Below are 16,843 nucleotides of genomic sequence, written 5' to 3' on the forward strand. Positions count from 1 at the left end.
TTTTCTCCAATCACTCATTGCAAAATCTCTTTATTTCTCTAACAACACACTGCATTTGCTCTCTTGTGCCTATGCTAATACGACAATGCTTATCTACAATATGCGAATAATCTCGTATAAAAATATTCCTTTTTTCTAAAAACATTTTTAATCCATTTATATCCCTATGCTGAATAAAAACAAAATTAGCATTTGATGGATAAAGTTTAAACTCTCGCATAGAATCTAACGCATTTATAAAAAACTCTCTTGCCAATATGACCTCTTTTACATAAGATTCCATATATTCTTTATCTTTTATTGCTGCAATAGCTGCTACTTGTGAGAGATGAGTAATATTTTTTGCATTACGAAGTAAATTTAATGCAGCAATGTTTTGCGCAGAACTTAAGCAATAGCCTATACGAAATGATGCTAAGCCAAATGCCTTTGAAAAAGTCCTTGTGATGATAAGGTTCTGCATTGTTGGCAACAAATACGCCACACTTTTACCACAAAACTCATAATACGCCTCATCTATAATAAACAGAATATCGCCATATTTTGTGATAAGTAATTCTAGATTCAATATATCGTGCAATGTGCCAGTTGGATTGTTGGGATTACATAGATACACGATTTTTGGTTGTGTATTTGCAAGAAAATTATCAAGCAAATTAAAATCAATATTGCCCTTTTCATCTGTGTGAAAAAATACACTTTGAAGCCCTATGCCATCAGCCCTTGAGCGGAAATTATCATAAGTTGGTGCAACAATACACACATTATCGCCAACACTCCCAAAGACTTGCAAAATAAACTCGTGCGAACAATCAGAGCTTGCAAAAATCTCTATACATTCACTTGGCACATTTGCATACTTACTCAAAAGGGCTAATAACTCTGCATTGTGCGTATTTGGATACCAGTGCAAGTTATCATTTAAAATGGCTTGTTGCAAGGCGGTTAGGACTTTTGGCGATGGCGGCATACTAGATTCATTCCAATCAAGCTTTAGAATCTCTTCTTTTTTTGAAATCTCCCATACCTTATGTGCGATAGGGATATAGGGCTTAAGATTTTGTATAAAACTATTTGCCTTCATCACTCCCCCTATTATATGAAGTGTGCTTCCACATATCACCTAGTTTTTTATCCCAAGATTCTGGGACAAGCCTTTCTGTCCCACAAGCGTGCGTAAAAGTTAGCTCCCCCACAACGATTTTTTGCCCCTTAGCAAATGGCATATAGTATAAATCCACACGCACATAATCAAACATTTGGGAAAGCATAAAGGCTAGTCTTTTAAGATGCTCTAACTCACTAGGCTTTGGCGGAATGGGATTATTTGTATTATCATAAAGAAAACCAAATGGGGCAAGCTGCCAATCTTTATCTAAAATCGTGCGTTTATAATTTGTGAATCTATCGGCAGTAAGCTGGATATAATGATCTTCTAAACCTTGAAAAATATGAAATTTATAGGTATCTGGATCTTTTGTCCCATCTAACAACATCTCCTCCGCAAAGATTCTAGGCTCTATATCTTTATAATGCCATTCTCTATAAAGTGTGTAAAAATTTGTGTTTAAATGATTTGTGAGTTTAGTTATAGCTTCATTAAAGCTTTTAGAATCTTTTAAAAAAGTGTCTTTATCTTTCACTAAGACTACACCACCACAATCGTGATTTGTCTTTAATACAAAGCTTTGTGGAAGTTTAGAGAAATCAATCTCATTAACACTTTTATAGATTCCATAGAGTTTTGGTAAGTAGGAGCAAGAGTTTGTATTAAAGAGTTCTTGTGTGAGTGTGTCTATTGGCTTAAAAAGCAAGGAATCTTTAGTAAGAAGTGAGCTTAGATTCTGTGTTGCTTGGTTAGGTATAGGATTTTGTGGTGTGTTTTGTGTGGGTTCTAGATTCTCTAAATTTACTCCCTTGTCTATGCAATTTGGGCGATTGGCTGAATTGTGATGGATAGTCATATCGCTTAGATAACTCCTACCCCCTAAGTCAGCCAAAGTCTCCAAAGCCACAGAACAACTGCTAGAATTTGTAGTTTTGTTTGCGTGCTCTGTTGGTGTGGGTTCTAGATTCTGTGCTGAATTTGGGTGGGCTGCGGGGTTTAGGGTATAATTTTTAGAATCTAGATTCTTGTCATATTTGCAAGTGTGGGCAAGAGCTTCGCTCGTGCGAGTGTGTAAGCACGAAATATCTTTGCTTAAATCTTGTTTGGATTCTAAAGTTTTAGATACTTCACCTAAAGGTTCAGTATGACAAATGGAAGTAGAATTTATACTTTCATTTTCTTTATGTTGTGTTGCTTGTGAAGTTTTATTGCTAGATTCTGTGTTATTTTGATTTGGATTGCAATATTCTTTATTTTGTGTTTGTGGGGTAATAGAAGTTGTTGTGTTTAAAGTAGGATTATTTTGTAAATCTGTGTTGTTTTGATTTAGGCTATATTTGCCCCCCCCCCCCGTAGTTATATGAGTTATATGATTTGTATGAGAAACTAGAGTATTAGCATCTTTGTTAGAGTCTAGTGTATTGTTAGCATTAAAGTCTTTTAATATTGTTGCTATATAGATTCTAGCTTTGAGTTTATCTGCTAGGGCTGTATATATTGGATTTCTATCAAATAAGATTCTATGAATGATTTTTTCATTAAAGGTTTGTGGATTTTTAAAATCTGGTGTATAGCCAAAGATTTTTTTATGTCTGTATATGAAGTATTCTTCATCACTCATTTTTGATTCTTTCTTTGCTTGATAGTTTTTATACCAAGAAGTTTTTCTTATAAGTTTTCGTAATCCCATGTGTATCCTTTTGTGTTAATTTGTGGTTTTTTGTGAAGTGTGGGGTATTATAGCATAAATTACAAAAAACAATGGCATTAATGCTTAAAGACAACATTTCTTATGCTAAAGCAAGTTTGCTGCCAAATCACCTACGCTTCATTTGCGTTCGATAAAGCAAGGCTTTGTGCATGTGCGATAAGTGGGTCTATCACTTTATCTAAATCGCCACTTAACATAATCTCTTCAAGGCTATATAATGTAAGGTTTATGCGATGATCACTCATGCGGTTTTGTGGATAGTTATAGGTGCGTATTCTCTCACTTCTATCGCCACTACCGACTTGGTTTTTCCTTGATTCTCTATTTTGTGCATTTTGTGCTTCAAGCTCGGCTTCATACAACCTTGCCTGCAATATCTTTAGGGCTTTATCCTTATTTTTATGTTGAGACTTTTCGTCTTGCATAGACACACTGATACCCGTTGGAATATGCGTGATACGCACAGCAGAATCAGTTGTATTAACACTTTGTCCGCCATGTCCACCGCTGCGGAATACATCGATTTTGGGATATAAAATCCCTCTGAATCTAGCATTTCTCTAAGTTTTTACTTCTGCCCTCCTATACCTTTAGATCTGTCACATGAGAGAGATTTAGAGATTCTATATCTCTTTGGTTTAGGACTTTAGATAAAGCCCGCGCCTTTATTCTCATGCCTCGGTGGCATTATGTTTGTAAAAAGGATAATACATTGCATGAGACTAAATTATAAAATAAGGAAATAGGGGAAGTTAAAAATGAACTCAAGAAGACTTATCAGAAGTAAGTGGTGTATCTTTGCAAAGTATTAAACGATATGAATCTGTAAAAGACAATAATATTACATTAGATGGTTTCAATAAACATAGAAGTTAATGTGAAATTATTTGTTATGAGAGATATGTCTTATAGTCATGCCTCTGGGTTGTCTCCCAGTAATTCGTTAGTGTCTCTCAGTCAAAACAACACTCAATCAAATGATTCTGTAAAAATTCCAGTATATGATGAAGTCTATGCAAGTGCAGGGCAAGGCTTTATAAACGATAAGCATATCACGCGACACATAGAGCTAGACAAGGACTTTTTACGCTCATATTTTGGGCTTACTTCATTCCTAGATCTATCCATTATCACAGCCAGAGTGGACTCCATGCTACCAGCCGTGCCTGAAAACTGCCAGATTATCGTGCAGAAAGGCACACCACGAGGGGGACAAATATGTGCTACCCGCACAGATGAACTCTATGTAAAAAGATTGCAAAAATGCCCCAAATATAAGCTTATAAGCGAGTTATGATGACATAGAGCTAGAAGATAGAGAAGATGGGATACTAGGCATTGTTGTAGGCTTATTCCAAAAGATTCCTTAATTCCCGCGCATTAGCCTTTAAACTCGCATTAAACATCTTAAACGTATAGTTAAACCCCAGCTACATGCGCATTTTACATATTTTTATAGAAATCTATATGCCTATATCCACAAACAACAACACAAAAACCTTTAATCTTTTAAATACCCCTTTAAACTCCATAATTTATGCTATCCCGCACAATGTATAAAAATAGGTAGGAATGTATAGAATTCTTTTGAATCTGTATAAATTTTTTCTCTTACTTTGATTTATGCAAAACTGCACAGCTTTGAACGCTAAATAAAGTCGGTATTTAAAAGTTTAAAACATTAAGCAACAATATGTTGCTATGGAAAATTAAATCAGTTATTAAAACTTCTTAAAACCCATACTTATTTCTTGCATTTTCCAAATCTTCTTCTGTGTCAATGCCTATGCTTTCACTCTCTACATGCGCAATTTTAATGGGTTTGTTGTAGTAAATTGCACGGAGTTGTTCTAGCTTTTCAATTTGTTCTAGCTTTGTTTCTGGCAAATTTGCGTATTCTTCAAGTGTTGCTTTAAAGAATCCATATAAGCCTAAATGCCCTAGATAATTTATAGGTATAGATTCATTGCGATCTCTGCAAAATGGTATCGCTGTGCGAGAGAAATATATAGCATGTTGTAAGTGATTGGTTATCACTTTTACTAGATTCGGATTTTGTGCTTGCTCGGCCGTTATGCCCTTCGCACAAGTTGCCATAAAAATGTCAGGCTGCATACAATCTTTTAACGCTTGTATCACATGGTGTTCTAAAAATGGCTCATCTGCTTGTAGATTTATAATCATGCAATCATCATTTAGCCCTAAGATTCTAGCAGCTTCAAGCACACGGAGACTGCCATTTGGAATGTCTGGGTGAGTTAGGACTGCCTTTATCTTATACTGCTTTGCGATATTGTATGTTTCAGTGGAATCTAGGGCTAGGACGACTTCATCGATTGCTTGTGCGTTTTGTGCGCTTTTAATAAACATGGGCACACCGCCTATATCACATAAAATCTTATTTGGAAACCTTGAGCTGGCAAGTCGTGCTGGAATAATAATCATAATATAGCCTTATATGAAAATATTATATTCTAATATAAAATTAACAAAATTTAGAATGTTATGAAATAGCATAAAACAATATTTAAATCAAATTTGCGTAAAACTTTGCAATAACTCTACTTTAAAAAAATCGTTTTTTGTAGATTTTTATCGCATTTTCACTGAAAATATACTAAAATAACAAAATCTATAGATTTCAAAAAAGGTATCCGATGAAAATTAGTCCAGAAAAAATCGATGAAATGTTTCCAAATGAAGGAGAAGATTTTGCAACAATGTTAAGCCGTTCAGAACAATCTGAAGATAATGTTTTGAGAGAAGGAAAAATCGTAAAGATTGATGATGAAAGCGTTATGATTGATGTGCAAGACAAAAAAGAAGGTCGCATGAGTATCGATGAGATAAAAGATTCTAATGGGAATCTTTTGTTTAAGCAAGGCGATAGCATTCTTGTGCATGTGTCAAAAAAAGGTGGTCTTAGAGTATCTTACAAAAAAGCCATTAAGTATGAAAAAGTTGTAAATGAGATCAAGGCTCTTGGCACTGATTATAAGGATAAAGTGGTAGAGGGTGTAATACGAGGGAAAAATAAAGGTGGCTATATTGTAGAATCTGCAAATGGTGTTGAATATTTCATGCCAAGGCATTATTCAGCTCTAAGCCGTGATAAAGATGATTCTAAAGTGGTTGGAAAGCCCATAAAAGCTTGTATAGTTGATATACGACCAAATGGCAACTCCATTGTAATTTCAAGAAAGCGTTATCTTGACACACATACTGCCGCACAAAAAGAGAATGCAAAAAAGATTCTTGATAGCGGTTTGGCTTATGAAGGTGTTGTAAAAAATGTTACAAAATTTGGTTTATTTGTTGAAATAGGTTCTGTTGATGGACTCGTGCATTTTACAGAGATTAGTCATAGGGGACCTGTGAATCCTGAAAAGCACTATAAAGTCGGCGATAAGGTGCAAGTAAAACCACTTGAATATAATGAAGAGAAAAATAGACTATCACTTTCTATACGTGCTCTTTTTGATGACCCATGGAAAGAGATTAAAGATGAGATTAAAGTTGGCTATGTTATACGCGTTACGGTAAGTAATATTGAAGATTATGGTGCGTTTGTAGATTTAGGCAATGATGTTGAGGGCTTTTTACATATCTCTGAAATGTCGTGGGATAAGAACATTAAACAACCTAGCGATTGCTTAAAAGTAGGCGAAGAGATTAATGTTGAGGTTATAGAGATTGACCCTGATAATAGACGCTTACGAGTAAGTTTAAAGAAGCTACAAGATAAACCTTTTGTGCGATTTACAAAAGAGCATAAGGTAGGCGATGTGATAAAAGGTAAGGTTGCGACTATTACAAATTTTGGTGCGTTTGTGAATCTTGGCTCTGTTGATGGACTATTACATAATGAAGACGCATTTTGGGATAAGTCTAAGAAATGTGCCGATGAGTTTAAGGTTGGAGATTCTATTGAAGTAAAAATTGATAAGATTGATACTACCAATGAGAAAATTTCACTTAATAGACGCTATCTTGTAGAATCGCCTAGTGAGCAGTTTGCAAAAAAATACGCTATTGATGATGAGATTTCTGGGCAGGTTATTGATATTAAAGACTTTGGTGTATTTATCAAGGTAGAGAATGAAAATATTGACGCACTTATTCGCAATGAAGATTTAGGCAATATTGCTAGAGACAGCATTAAGGTGGGCGATACTATCAAGGGAGCATTAGTGCAGGTTGATAGAAAGGCAAATCGTGTGCGGTTATCTGTGCGTAGATTACAAAAGAAAAAAGAGCGTCAAGAATTAAATGATTATAATTCTGATGAGAAGGTTACATTAGGCGATACATTAGGCGATAAGTTTAAGAATCTCGGTAAAAAATAATATCTTTGTGTGTAGGGTTTTGAATGATAAGGGGCATAATTGCTGGGCTTATACTTATTGTTGTGCTTGGTGGTGGCTATGTTTTATATGCGTTTTATCAAAAAATGCAAAATGCTGATGTGCAAGTGGAAGAGTCCGTTGCCAAGATCCCACAAAAGCAGGTAATAAAAAATATCCCAAAAATGGAAACCATACAAGATGATGTATGGATTAGCAATGCAAATGAAAAAGCAATTGCCACTACTTATCAGTTTCCTTCAAATGTGCTAGATATTAATATTGAAGTCAAACGCTATGAAGACTTAAAGACAGATTATACAAAGGTGCTAGTCAAAAATCTTGATGACTATAAGTTTTTCTGTTTGAATGAGATTTTGCGACAAAAGCATATTGACTTTTCTTATTTTAAGCATAAAGATACGCTTGACTTATTGCTATTTATGCCAAATGAAGCGCAACGAGAAATGATTCTAAATGATTTTAAGTATTATGGTATAGAGTATGAAATTAGTTTGAAAAAATAGATTCTATCTCAATGATTTTAAAGGAATGACATGAAAAAACATATTATAGTATGCGATCATATCCATGATGAAGGTTTAAAGATTCTAAGCACACAAGATGATATTTCTATGGAGAATCTAGCACATTTACCAAAAGATGAGCTACTCACTCATTTACATAAAGCCGATGTGCTTATCACTAGAAGCTCAACTGGAGTTAATGGAAGGCTTTTGGAATCTGCATATAAAGATTCTAAAAAGCTGAAAGCTATCGTGCGTGCTGGCGTGGGTGTGGATAATGTCGATATTGATGCGTGTTCTTATAGAGGTGTTGTGGTTATGAATGTGCCTACTGCAAATACGATTGCTGCAGTAGAGCTGACAATGACTCATCTTTTAAGTGCTATCCGCAGATTCCCAAGCGCACATACACAGCTTAAAGTTGAGCGTAAATGGAAGAGAGAAGATTGGTATGGTATTGAGCTAAAGGATAAAAAGCTTGGTGTGATTGGCTTTGGCAATATCGGTAGCCGTGTTGGAATCCGTGCAAAAGCCTTTGACATGCAAGTAATCGCCTATGATCCATACATTAATCCAAATAAAGCTCTCGATTTAGGTATAGAATATACAACGAATTTTGATGACATTCTAGCCTGTGATATTATCACTATCCATACGCCAAAGAATAAGCAAACTACAAATATGATCACAAGTAAAGAAATCGCAAAAATGAAAGATGGCGTGATACTCATCAATTGTGCGCGTGGTGGCTTGTATAATGAAAATGACCTTTATGAGGGATTAAAATCAAAAAAAATCGCATGGGCTGGACTTGATGTATTTGATTCTGAACCTGCTACAAATAACAAACTTTTAGATTTAGACAATATTTATGTAACGCCACACATTGGAGCAAATACGCTTGAAAGTCAAGAAAAAATAGCAATAGAAGCTGCACATGCCGCCATTTCAGCAGCAAGAGGATCAGCCTTTCCAAATGCACTCAATCTCCCAACCAAAACGCAGGATATGCCAGATTCTATCATCGCATATCTTGAGCTTACACAAAAGCTTGCCTATTTTGCCGCACAAGCAATTGATGGGGCAATCAGTGCATTGCATGTGTATATTAATGGCGTTGAGCTTGAGAAATACAAAGACGCATTTTTAACATTTGGACTTGTTGGAGCATTAAAGCCTTCCCTTGATGATAAAATCAATTATGTAAATGCCCCATTTGTTGCGACTGAAAGGGGCGTGCAAAGCAGTGTAGAAGTCAAACATAATGCAGGACCTTATAAGAATCTTGTAAAAATTACTCTCAATACTGCTAAAGAAAGCATGAGTGTAAGCGGCACAATCTATGATGGACATATTGTGAGATTCAATAATATTAATGGTTTTGGCATGGATTTAGAGCCCAATGGCAATATGATTCTTGTGCGAAATACAGATGTCCCGGGCGTTATAGGTAGCATAGGACATACAATCGCAAAGCATAAGGTAAATATTGCGGACTTTAGACTCGGCAGAAAAACAGATTCTAGTGAAAGAAATGCATTAGCTTTAATACTTGTTGATAGTGCGGTATCTACCCAGCTATTAGATGATTTAAAAGCCATACCAGAATGCTTAAGTGTGCGTAATGTGCTTATGTGATTAAAGAATAAAAATCATGAATATAGGGAAGTTAGCACAGCCAAAACCTATTTTATACATTCTATTTTGCATTATATATGCCTTTTTTAGTGCCTGTGCTAAGAAGGAAGTCCCACCCAAACAAGATATAAAAACACAAGTTAAAACAAACCAGCCAAGCATACCATTTGCCACAAATAAAGCAGAAAGTAATAAATGGTATAAAGAGCAGTTTCTACCCATTCTCAAACAATCATCAAGCAAAAAAGGTGCAGAAGAATACGAGCAGTTTGCAAAGCTTTATTTCGCAGATTTAAGTCAAATGCGAGATTATGATAAGCGCATTCCACAAGATAAACTTTTGCAATCTGTTAGCTTTACACTCTTTGCACAGGATTTATTTAGAGAGTTTTTATTCTTGCAGGAAAGGGGTTTAATAGTTGCCCCATGGGAAGCCTTTGCAAGTGATATTGAGTTTAGCAATCATATCTTAAGTGCTAGTTTTGTAGCAAATATAGCCGCAGAGATAGAAGAACTTGAAAATGAAAGCTATGAGAATCTCAATAACATCGTATTAGCACACAACCTTTTATATCTCACACAAAAATACACCTATGCCACACAAACTAGCAAAGAAACACAAAAAATCACTGAAACAACACAATATGTATTGCCAGATTCCCTATACTCTTTTTTATTTTATAGAATCTTATATGCCAAATATATGGAAAAATTTCAAAGCAATTCCATATTGCATGTAATGTCAAGGCAATTCCCAGATTCTACACTAAAAGCTAGCAATAAGATCTTATACACACAGCAAAAACACAGCAATGTAAAGACCATGCAAAAACACTTTTCCTTTACACCTTTTGAGCCTACAAATCCCACAGCTATCATGCAGTGCAAAGCAGGAAATACACACTATCCAGCACAAAAGAAGTGCATACAAACCACCTTTATATCATGGTTGGTTTATTTGCAATCTAGTTTAAAACGACATAATTCCACTTATGTGCTACCCATTTTTACAGATTCTAAACTCTGTTTGCTACTGACACAAGATGACATTATTATCTATCCACATAATGAAAGTAACTTTTGTAAGAATCTTATTACCACATGGCAGAGTTATAGGGCTAAATCAAAATAGATTCTAGGCTTAAAATGCTTTCACTTGATTTGTTTTTTTTGTAAAATCCTTTTGCGTTTTATTGTTTGTGATAAGACTGAATACATTATGGGAGAAGTTAGTATGAGTTTTAGAAAAAAGATTTCACTTAGTGTTATAAGTGCAGCTTGCGTGTTTGCTTTTATAGCGTGTGGAAATAATACAAGCACACCAAAATGCGGCGATAAAGATGTGCAAGAAAAACTTACCGAAATTTTAAAATCACACATGGAAGATACTCCATTTACTAGGGACATAGGACTGGAAAAAATCGTAAAAGGCACGAAATTTCAAAATTTCATTACAGATGAAGTGAATGACACAAGAAAAAAGGTTACTTGTAAAGCACATGTGAAAATCGATGTCAATGCGGCAAAAGATTTTATGTATCTAATAGGCAGAGTAGAACTTAAAGATACTTTAGAGTTTAAGTCCGGCGAGGAGATAACAGAGAAAAATATTGAAGAAATTTTTATAAGAACCGCTGAAAAAAACAAGATCAGCGATAATATGTCTAAGGCACAAAAAGAGAAGATAATAAACGAGGCAAAGAAAAAGGCAAAAGAATTTAAAGAAGAGATGTCTAGGGGTGCAGAAGAAATGGCAGCAGAAGAGAAAGAGATAAAATACACTGCCCAAAGAACAGATGATGGCAACCTTATAGTAAAAGAAATAGAAGACTATTATGAGTAAATGCAGGTTTTATTTTTTTTAGATTCTATGTTTCAGAACACAGCTTTGATTGCTAGGTACTTTTTGACGATTAGTGCCTTATACAGAATTTTTTAACACAGAATCTTAATAAAGCAAGTGGTTTATATGGTGATATGTCATTAGCACAAATTATGGCAAGGTTGCATGGAAAAATCGTTGAATGTAGTAGCAATATAAGTTGGCAAAGATCACTTATTAAGATGAGATCCTATAAGATTATTTTGATATTGTAAGTAAAAATTAGAATCTGCTTTTAACATAGCAGTAGTTAGTAATTATATAATCTACTTTTTAGATATAGCACTATTTCGTATTTTCACTAGCCATTCTTGCAAGGTCTTTTCAAAGCCGATGTTTTTAAGGAATACATACTTTTTTCTATGATGATAGATTTGTTTTACAAAGCTACCAAAATCATGCGGGTATTTATAGTTTTATAGCAAGAACTAAACATAATTGGTCAGATGTGTTATAATAGTGGAATAATTTGCTAGTAAATAATAATCAAAAGAAAAAACAATGATGACACGAGAAATTGAACGCTTTATGCTTGAGGCAAAGGAATATTTTAAGGATAGAATTTGTATCAATCTTTACTCTATCGCTATAAAAATCTTGCTCTGTGTGATGCTATGGGTCTGTGTGGGGAATGCAGCAGATTCTACACAAAGAAGCTTATACCAAGAACAATATTATACTTTTCCAGATGAAAGCACAGAAGCTATGCTTTTACAAAAAACAAAAGCTCTTATCCCAAGATTTTTGCACTCCCAGCCAGAATCTTATATCTTTGCCAAAGATTTTAGCCAAGAGCAAAAGCAATGGTATAAGGAAGTTTTGCATCTGCTTGATGATGGGAGATTTGAGGTAGAAAAAAATGATGTTAAAAAGGGCTTAAATGCACTTAGTTTAGCGTGTGAAAGGGGCTTAGAGGTGGCTTGCCTTGAGAAAATTAAGACACAATATAAGTTTATTGAATATGCAAGAATCTATGCAAAGACGGCAAGAGAGGATTCAGCTCCAAGGGTATTTGAAGATAAGGAATATATAAAACATCTCAACAAGTTACAGGCTCGTTGTATGGCTAAAAAAGCACATATAGATAGCGGCTTTTCTTGTGTGGCTTTAAATAAGTTTTTTAGAGAAAAGGACTTTGAGCGATTTAATGATACCTATAAAGACTTAGTCAAAGAGGTTGAAAAACTTCAGCCCTCTGGTTTGCCGCAATTTAGTGTGCGGACATATCTTAATACTAGGGCTTGTGAGCTAGGTGAGCCTACGGGCTGTGTGAGATTGTATTATAGCTTTATGGATTTGAAAAAGAGTGAGCATAAAGTTATTGCAGATAATAACGATGTGTTGGCTGCGATTTTTGAGCAACGCATAGATACGATGACGGCACAACTTTTTCAAAGTGCTTGTTTGCAGGGATTTGGGCTATATTGTGCGATGTTTGCAGATGAGTTTTACGGAGCAAGGACTTGGTTTAAGTTTGCGATAATGGGGATTAGCAACTACTATGATAATTCACAGCAAAAAGCCTCACAGAAAAAAGTCTGTGAGTTTTTGCAGAATGGTTGTTTGCTACAAAGTGCAAATGCCTGTTATTACACTACTGCCTATCAATGTAGTCAAGCAGATGTAGGCAAATCTAAAAAGCCAAAATCAAAAAAGGGACTACCCTACTTTCCGCAAAATAGAGATGAGCTTGTGGAGCTTATCAATGATAAACGCGTAAATCTCGCAAAGATTGACACCAGTGCCATTACAGATATGAGCTTTTTATTTGCAAATCACTTGAGAAATCAATACTATCCTGTATATGATGATCCTGAAGGTAGGGGTAGCTGGGGGAAAGACTGGCTACCCGGCGAGTTGTGTGAAGGGTATCAAGATCATCGGGAAGTTTTTCTTATGGATTGGCTATATGATGATTGGCTATATTATGAAGGGAAAATAAATGAGATTCGGCGTAACAATTTTAAGCAATGGGATATTATAATGTTTCAATGCTACAAAGAAAATGGCGGTAAAAGAAAAAATCTAGCAGGTATAGAATCTTGGGATACAAGTAATGTTAAGGATATGAGGTTTATGTTTTATCGGCGTGAAGATTTTAACCTAGATATTACCAAGTGGGATACAAGTAGCTTAAAATATAATGCAGGTATGGCTTATAAAGCCAAAGAGCTAGAAAAGATTATGGAACAAAATGCAGAGAAATGGGACAAAAATGGGGTGATAGACCACCAACAAGTCATCATAGATGAACCCAACTATTAAGCCAAAGGAGTAAAAATGACAACACAATATAGAGACTTTGAAGGCTTTATCGCCCAAGCTAAAGAAATATTTAAAGATAGAATCTACACAGATTATCTCCGCCGCTTTGCCTATGGGATTGATGCCTCTTGCTATGCGTATGTGCCGCGTGTGGTGGTAAGAGCGGTGAATGAAAATGAAATCATCACGCTTTTTACACTTAGTCAAAAATATAATACCCCACTCACATTTAGAGCCGCGGGGACGAGTTTAAGCGGACAGGCGTGTAGTGACTTTGTGCTTGTATTAGCCAATGCGTTTTGGCAGGATATTGAGATTGTGGGGAATGCGGAGAGTATAAAATGTAGCTGTGGCGTGATTGGGGTAGAAGCGAATGAAGCCCTAAAACCCTATGGCAAAAAGATAGGACCAGACCCAGCGACTATCAATAACGCAATGATTGGTGGAATCTTTTCAAACAACTCTAGCGGTATGTGCTGTGGCGTGAAGCAAAATAGCTACAACACCATAAAATCCGCACGATTTATCCTATTTGATGGCACTATACTTGATACAAGTGAGAATGCCAAGCCAAATGAAAGCATAGAATCTTTTTTGCAAAAACATAAAGATAAGGCAGATTCACTTCTAGCCTTGCGTAAAGAGATTTTGCAAGATAAAGATCTTTGCAAACTCATTAAAAGAAAATTTGCTATCAAAAATACAACCGGTTATAGTATCAACGCCCTGCTAGATTTTAGTGAAATTAAAGATATTATCAATCATCTTTTTATCGGTGCGGAGGGGACTTTGGGCTTTGTGTCTTCTGTGGAGTATGAATGCGTAGAAGACTATGCTTACAAAGCGTGTGCTTTGCTTTTTTATGAGAATTTAGCTCTTGGGGCAAAGGCGGTGGAGATTCTAGCGGCAAATGAAAGCCTTGTGAGTGCGGCGGAGATTATGGACTATGCGTGTTTAGATTCTGCTAAAGGCTTGGAAAACGCACCGCGTGAGCTAGGGCAAATAGAGAGTGGGGCTTGTGCGATTTTAGTGCAGTTAGAATCTAGCACACAAAAGGAGCTAGATTCTAAAATCGCTTTTATAAGCAAGGAGCTAGAATCTGTGCCAAGCCTTTTTGGCGTGCGTTTTAGCAGTGATGAAAAGACTATGGCATCTTGGTGGAAAATCCGCAAAGCCCTTTTGCCCCTTGCAGCGGGAAGTCGCCCAAGTGGGAGCATAGTCATCACTGAAGATATTTGCTTCCCTATTCACACTTTCGCACAAGGCATAGATTCTATTACTAAGCTTTTTGAGAAGTTTAACTTTCAAGGCATTATCTTTGGACACGCTTTAAGTGGGAATGTGCATTTTATCATCACGCCTAATCTTAATGATGAGAAAGAAAGCCAAGCCTTTGGGGCGTTTATGGAAGCGATGGTAGATTCTGTTATCTCCTTGCAGGGTAGCACAAAGGCAGAGCACGGCACAGGGCGTATGATAGCCCCCTTTGTGGAAAAAGAGTGGGGTGCGAAAGCCTATGCTATAAATCGCAGGATAAAAGAGATTTTTGATCCGCACGCCCTTATCAATCTTGATGTTATCATTAGTGATAATCCCCAAATCCACACGCAAAATCTCAAACAAAGCAGCGAGGTAGAGGACTTTATCAATCAATGTATGGAATGTGGATTTTGCGAAAAGGTTTGCCCTAGCAGAGAGCTTACTTTGACGCCAAGGCAGAGAATAGCGGTGCGAAAAGAAATCACAAGGCTAGAGGCTTTGCTTAATGGGGCGGATTCTATGGATTCTAAAGGTGTTATAGAATCTGGTGTGGAGACACGAAGCGAAGCAATCGCTGATTTAAGAACCAAGCCACAAAAATCAATCACTACAAATGCGGAAACTACAAACGCAGAAAAAGGGGGAGAATGTGGGACAAAGTGCGGCAGTATTTTTGAGCTAAAATCTTTGTTTTTAAGTGAGCCAACAAGGAGTTTATTAAACATAAATGACGCAGTTGGCGAACGCCAAATCAAAGATTTTAGCAAAAAAGACAACGCACAAAAACTAAAAGAGTTAAAACAAAGCTATCAATACTTTGGTGTGGAAACCTGTGCCACCTGCTCTATGTGTTCCCTCTCCTGCCCCCTAGAAATTGATAGCGGTAAAATCGCCTCCAAACTTAGCCCTGCCGCAAAAGGCACATTTTCACGCTTTGTTGCTACACAGAGTGCCAAGCATTTTAGCACCACTCTTAGCCTTGCTAAAGGGGGCTTACGCATAGCAAACTTTAGCTCTAATATGTTGGGTAAAAATACACTCAGTAATTTAAGCAAAAAGATGAGTTTCCTGCCCTATATCCCCCATTCACTGCCTAGGGCAAATGCTTACAGACTAGAATCTAAAGATTCTAACGCACAATCCCAAGTAGCAATCATATATTTTAGCACTTGTATCAATCGCTCCTTTGCCCCACAATCAAGCTTGAAAGATACAAGAGCCTTGCAAGAAGTCTTTGAATCCTTGTGTAAGAAAGCTAATGTGAGTGTGGTATATCCGCAAAATCTTAGTAATCTTTGCTGTGGCAAGGCGTATAAAGACTATCCACAAAGTGCCAAGCTTAAACGCAAGGAAGTGTATAGGGCGTTAGAATCTAGTGTGAAAGAGTTGCAAAGCAAAGGTGTGAAGCAAATCCATATTGTGTGCGATCATAGCGCGTGTAGCTATGAGCTAAAAAATGGCTTAAAGGAGCTAGATTCTACTCTCACTATTTTAGATATGCCAGAATGTATAGAATCTACTCTTTTGCCACGATTACATATCACGCCTTTAGATGAAGATATTGCGCTTTATGCGATGTGCTCTACAAGAAAGGGCAAATGGGATAAGTCTCTAGAATCTATTGCCAAAACTTGCACGAGTGGCGAAGTTATAGTGCATTCTAAAACGCAGTGCTGTGGCTTTGCTGGGAATAAGGGCTTTATTTGCAGCGAGCTAAATGCTTTAGCTTTGCGGGAGCTAAGCGAGTTTTACGCAGATAAGCAAAAAAGGGATTCAGCTTGCGGGCTAGAATCTAAAATAGAGAGTGAAAAAGTGGATTCTAGCGTAGAATCCACTACGCAAAATAACACACAAAGGCATAAAAAACTACGCCTTGGCTTTTCAAGCTCTAGCACTTGTGAAATAGGGCTAAATGACAAAACAAATATCATTTGGCAAAATCTTATTTATCTTGTAGATTCTGTGAGTGAAAGCAAGGTTTAAAGCATAAAGTTGAAATATTCTCAATACTTAAAAGTTTTATTATCAAATAAAATAACAAGATTTTTAATCATAAAGTGTTTATACTCTTTATAACAATATATAGTTATAAGCTTTAATTAGATAGGG

Annotated in this window: 11 protein-coding genes and 1 pseudogene; 8 read left to right on the forward strand and 4 right to left on the reverse strand. The window is 36.2% G+C overall.

Annotation, left to right across the window (positions count from 1 at the left end; translation table 11 throughout):
- Positions 1-10: 10 nt before the first annotated feature.
- From XJ32_RS06605 to XJ32_RS06620, 3 genes and pseudogenes are all read right to left on the reverse strand, one after another.
- A complete protein-coding gene (locus XJ32_RS06605) occupies positions 11-1,084 on the reverse strand; it encodes a pyridoxal phosphate-dependent aminotransferase (protein WP_077388754.1) in 1,074 nt (357 codons plus the stop codon).
- On the reverse strand, positions 1,071-2,798 hold the full coding sequence (locus XJ32_RS12845; protein WP_254422293.1) for an ATP-grasp fold amidoligase family protein: 1,728 nt from the start codon (positions 2,796-2,798) through the stop codon (positions 1,071-1,073). The genes XJ32_RS06605 and XJ32_RS12845 overlap by 14 nt, the downstream gene beginning before the upstream one ends.
- A gap of 131 nt (positions 2,799-2,929) precedes the next feature.
- Positions 2,930-3,346, reverse strand: a pseudogene (locus XJ32_RS06620) (peptide chain release factor-like protein); the annotation flags it as partial.
- A 350-nt stretch (positions 3,347-3,696) separates the two neighbouring features.
- Here XJ32_RS06620 and XJ32_RS06625 point away from each other — a divergent pair.
- The gene (locus XJ32_RS06625) at positions 3,697-4,116 is read left to right on the forward strand and encodes a S24 family peptidase (protein WP_077388755.1); all 420 of its coding nucleotides are present in this window, start codon (positions 3,697-3,699) and stop codon (positions 4,114-4,116) included.
- 434 nt (positions 4,117-4,550) lie between these two features.
- On the opposite strand, the gene kdsB is transcribed toward XJ32_RS06625, so the two are convergent.
- Positions 4,551-5,264 carry a 3-deoxy-manno-octulosonate cytidylyltransferase gene (gene kdsB, locus XJ32_RS06630; RefSeq protein ID WP_077388756.1) on the reverse strand — a complete coding sequence of 238 codons (714 nt, stop codon included), beginning with the start codon at positions 5,262-5,264 and terminating at the stop codon, positions 4,551-4,553.
- Positions 5,265-5,482: 218 nt separating this feature from the next.
- Between kdsB and XJ32_RS06635 the strand changes: the two genes are divergently transcribed.
- From XJ32_RS06635 to XJ32_RS06670, 7 genes are all read left to right on the forward strand, one after another.
- Positions 5,483-7,165, forward strand: coding sequence for a 30S ribosomal protein S1 (locus XJ32_RS06635; protein ID WP_414601011.1), 1,683 nt, complete (start codon positions 5,483-5,485; stop codon positions 7,163-7,165).
- A 23-nt stretch (positions 7,166-7,188) separates the two neighbouring features.
- On the forward strand, positions 7,189-7,689 hold the full coding sequence (locus XJ32_RS06640; RefSeq protein ID WP_004084222.1) for a hypothetical protein: 501 nt from the start codon (positions 7,189-7,191) through the stop codon (positions 7,687-7,689).
- 30 nt (positions 7,690-7,719) lie between these two features.
- Positions 7,720-9,327, forward strand: coding sequence for a phosphoglycerate dehydrogenase (serA, locus tag XJ32_RS06645; RefSeq protein WP_077388758.1), 1,608 nt, complete (start codon positions 7,720-7,722; stop codon positions 9,325-9,327).
- Positions 9,328-9,343: 16 nt separating this feature from the next.
- Positions 9,344-10,459 (forward strand): hypothetical protein, encoded by a 1,116-nt coding sequence (locus XJ32_RS06650; RefSeq protein ID WP_077388759.1) that lies wholly within the window; start codon positions 9,344-9,346, stop codon positions 10,457-10,459.
- A 102-nt stretch (positions 10,460-10,561) separates the two neighbouring features.
- Positions 10,562-11,170: a hypothetical protein gene (locus tag XJ32_RS06655; protein ID WP_254422294.1), complete on the forward strand. Its 609-nt coding sequence runs from the start codon at positions 10,562-10,564 to the stop codon at positions 11,168-11,170.
- Positions 11,171-11,710: 540 nt separating this feature from the next.
- Entirely contained in the window at positions 11,711-13,474 is a 1,764-nt protein-coding gene (locus XJ32_RS06665; RefSeq protein WP_077388761.1) for a BspA family leucine-rich repeat surface protein, read from the forward strand.
- A 15-nt stretch (positions 13,475-13,489) separates the two neighbouring features.
- A complete protein-coding gene (locus XJ32_RS06670) occupies positions 13,490-16,717 on the forward strand; it encodes an FAD-binding and (Fe-S)-binding domain-containing protein (protein ID WP_077388762.1) in 3,228 nt (1,075 codons plus the stop codon).
- Positions 16,718-16,843: the final 126 nt, after the last annotated feature.

Origin of the sequence: Helicobacter bilis, from assembly GCF_001999985.1 — a bacterium.
Lineage (GTDB): Bacteria > Campylobacterota > Campylobacteria > Campylobacterales > Helicobacteraceae > Helicobacter_A > Helicobacter_A rappini.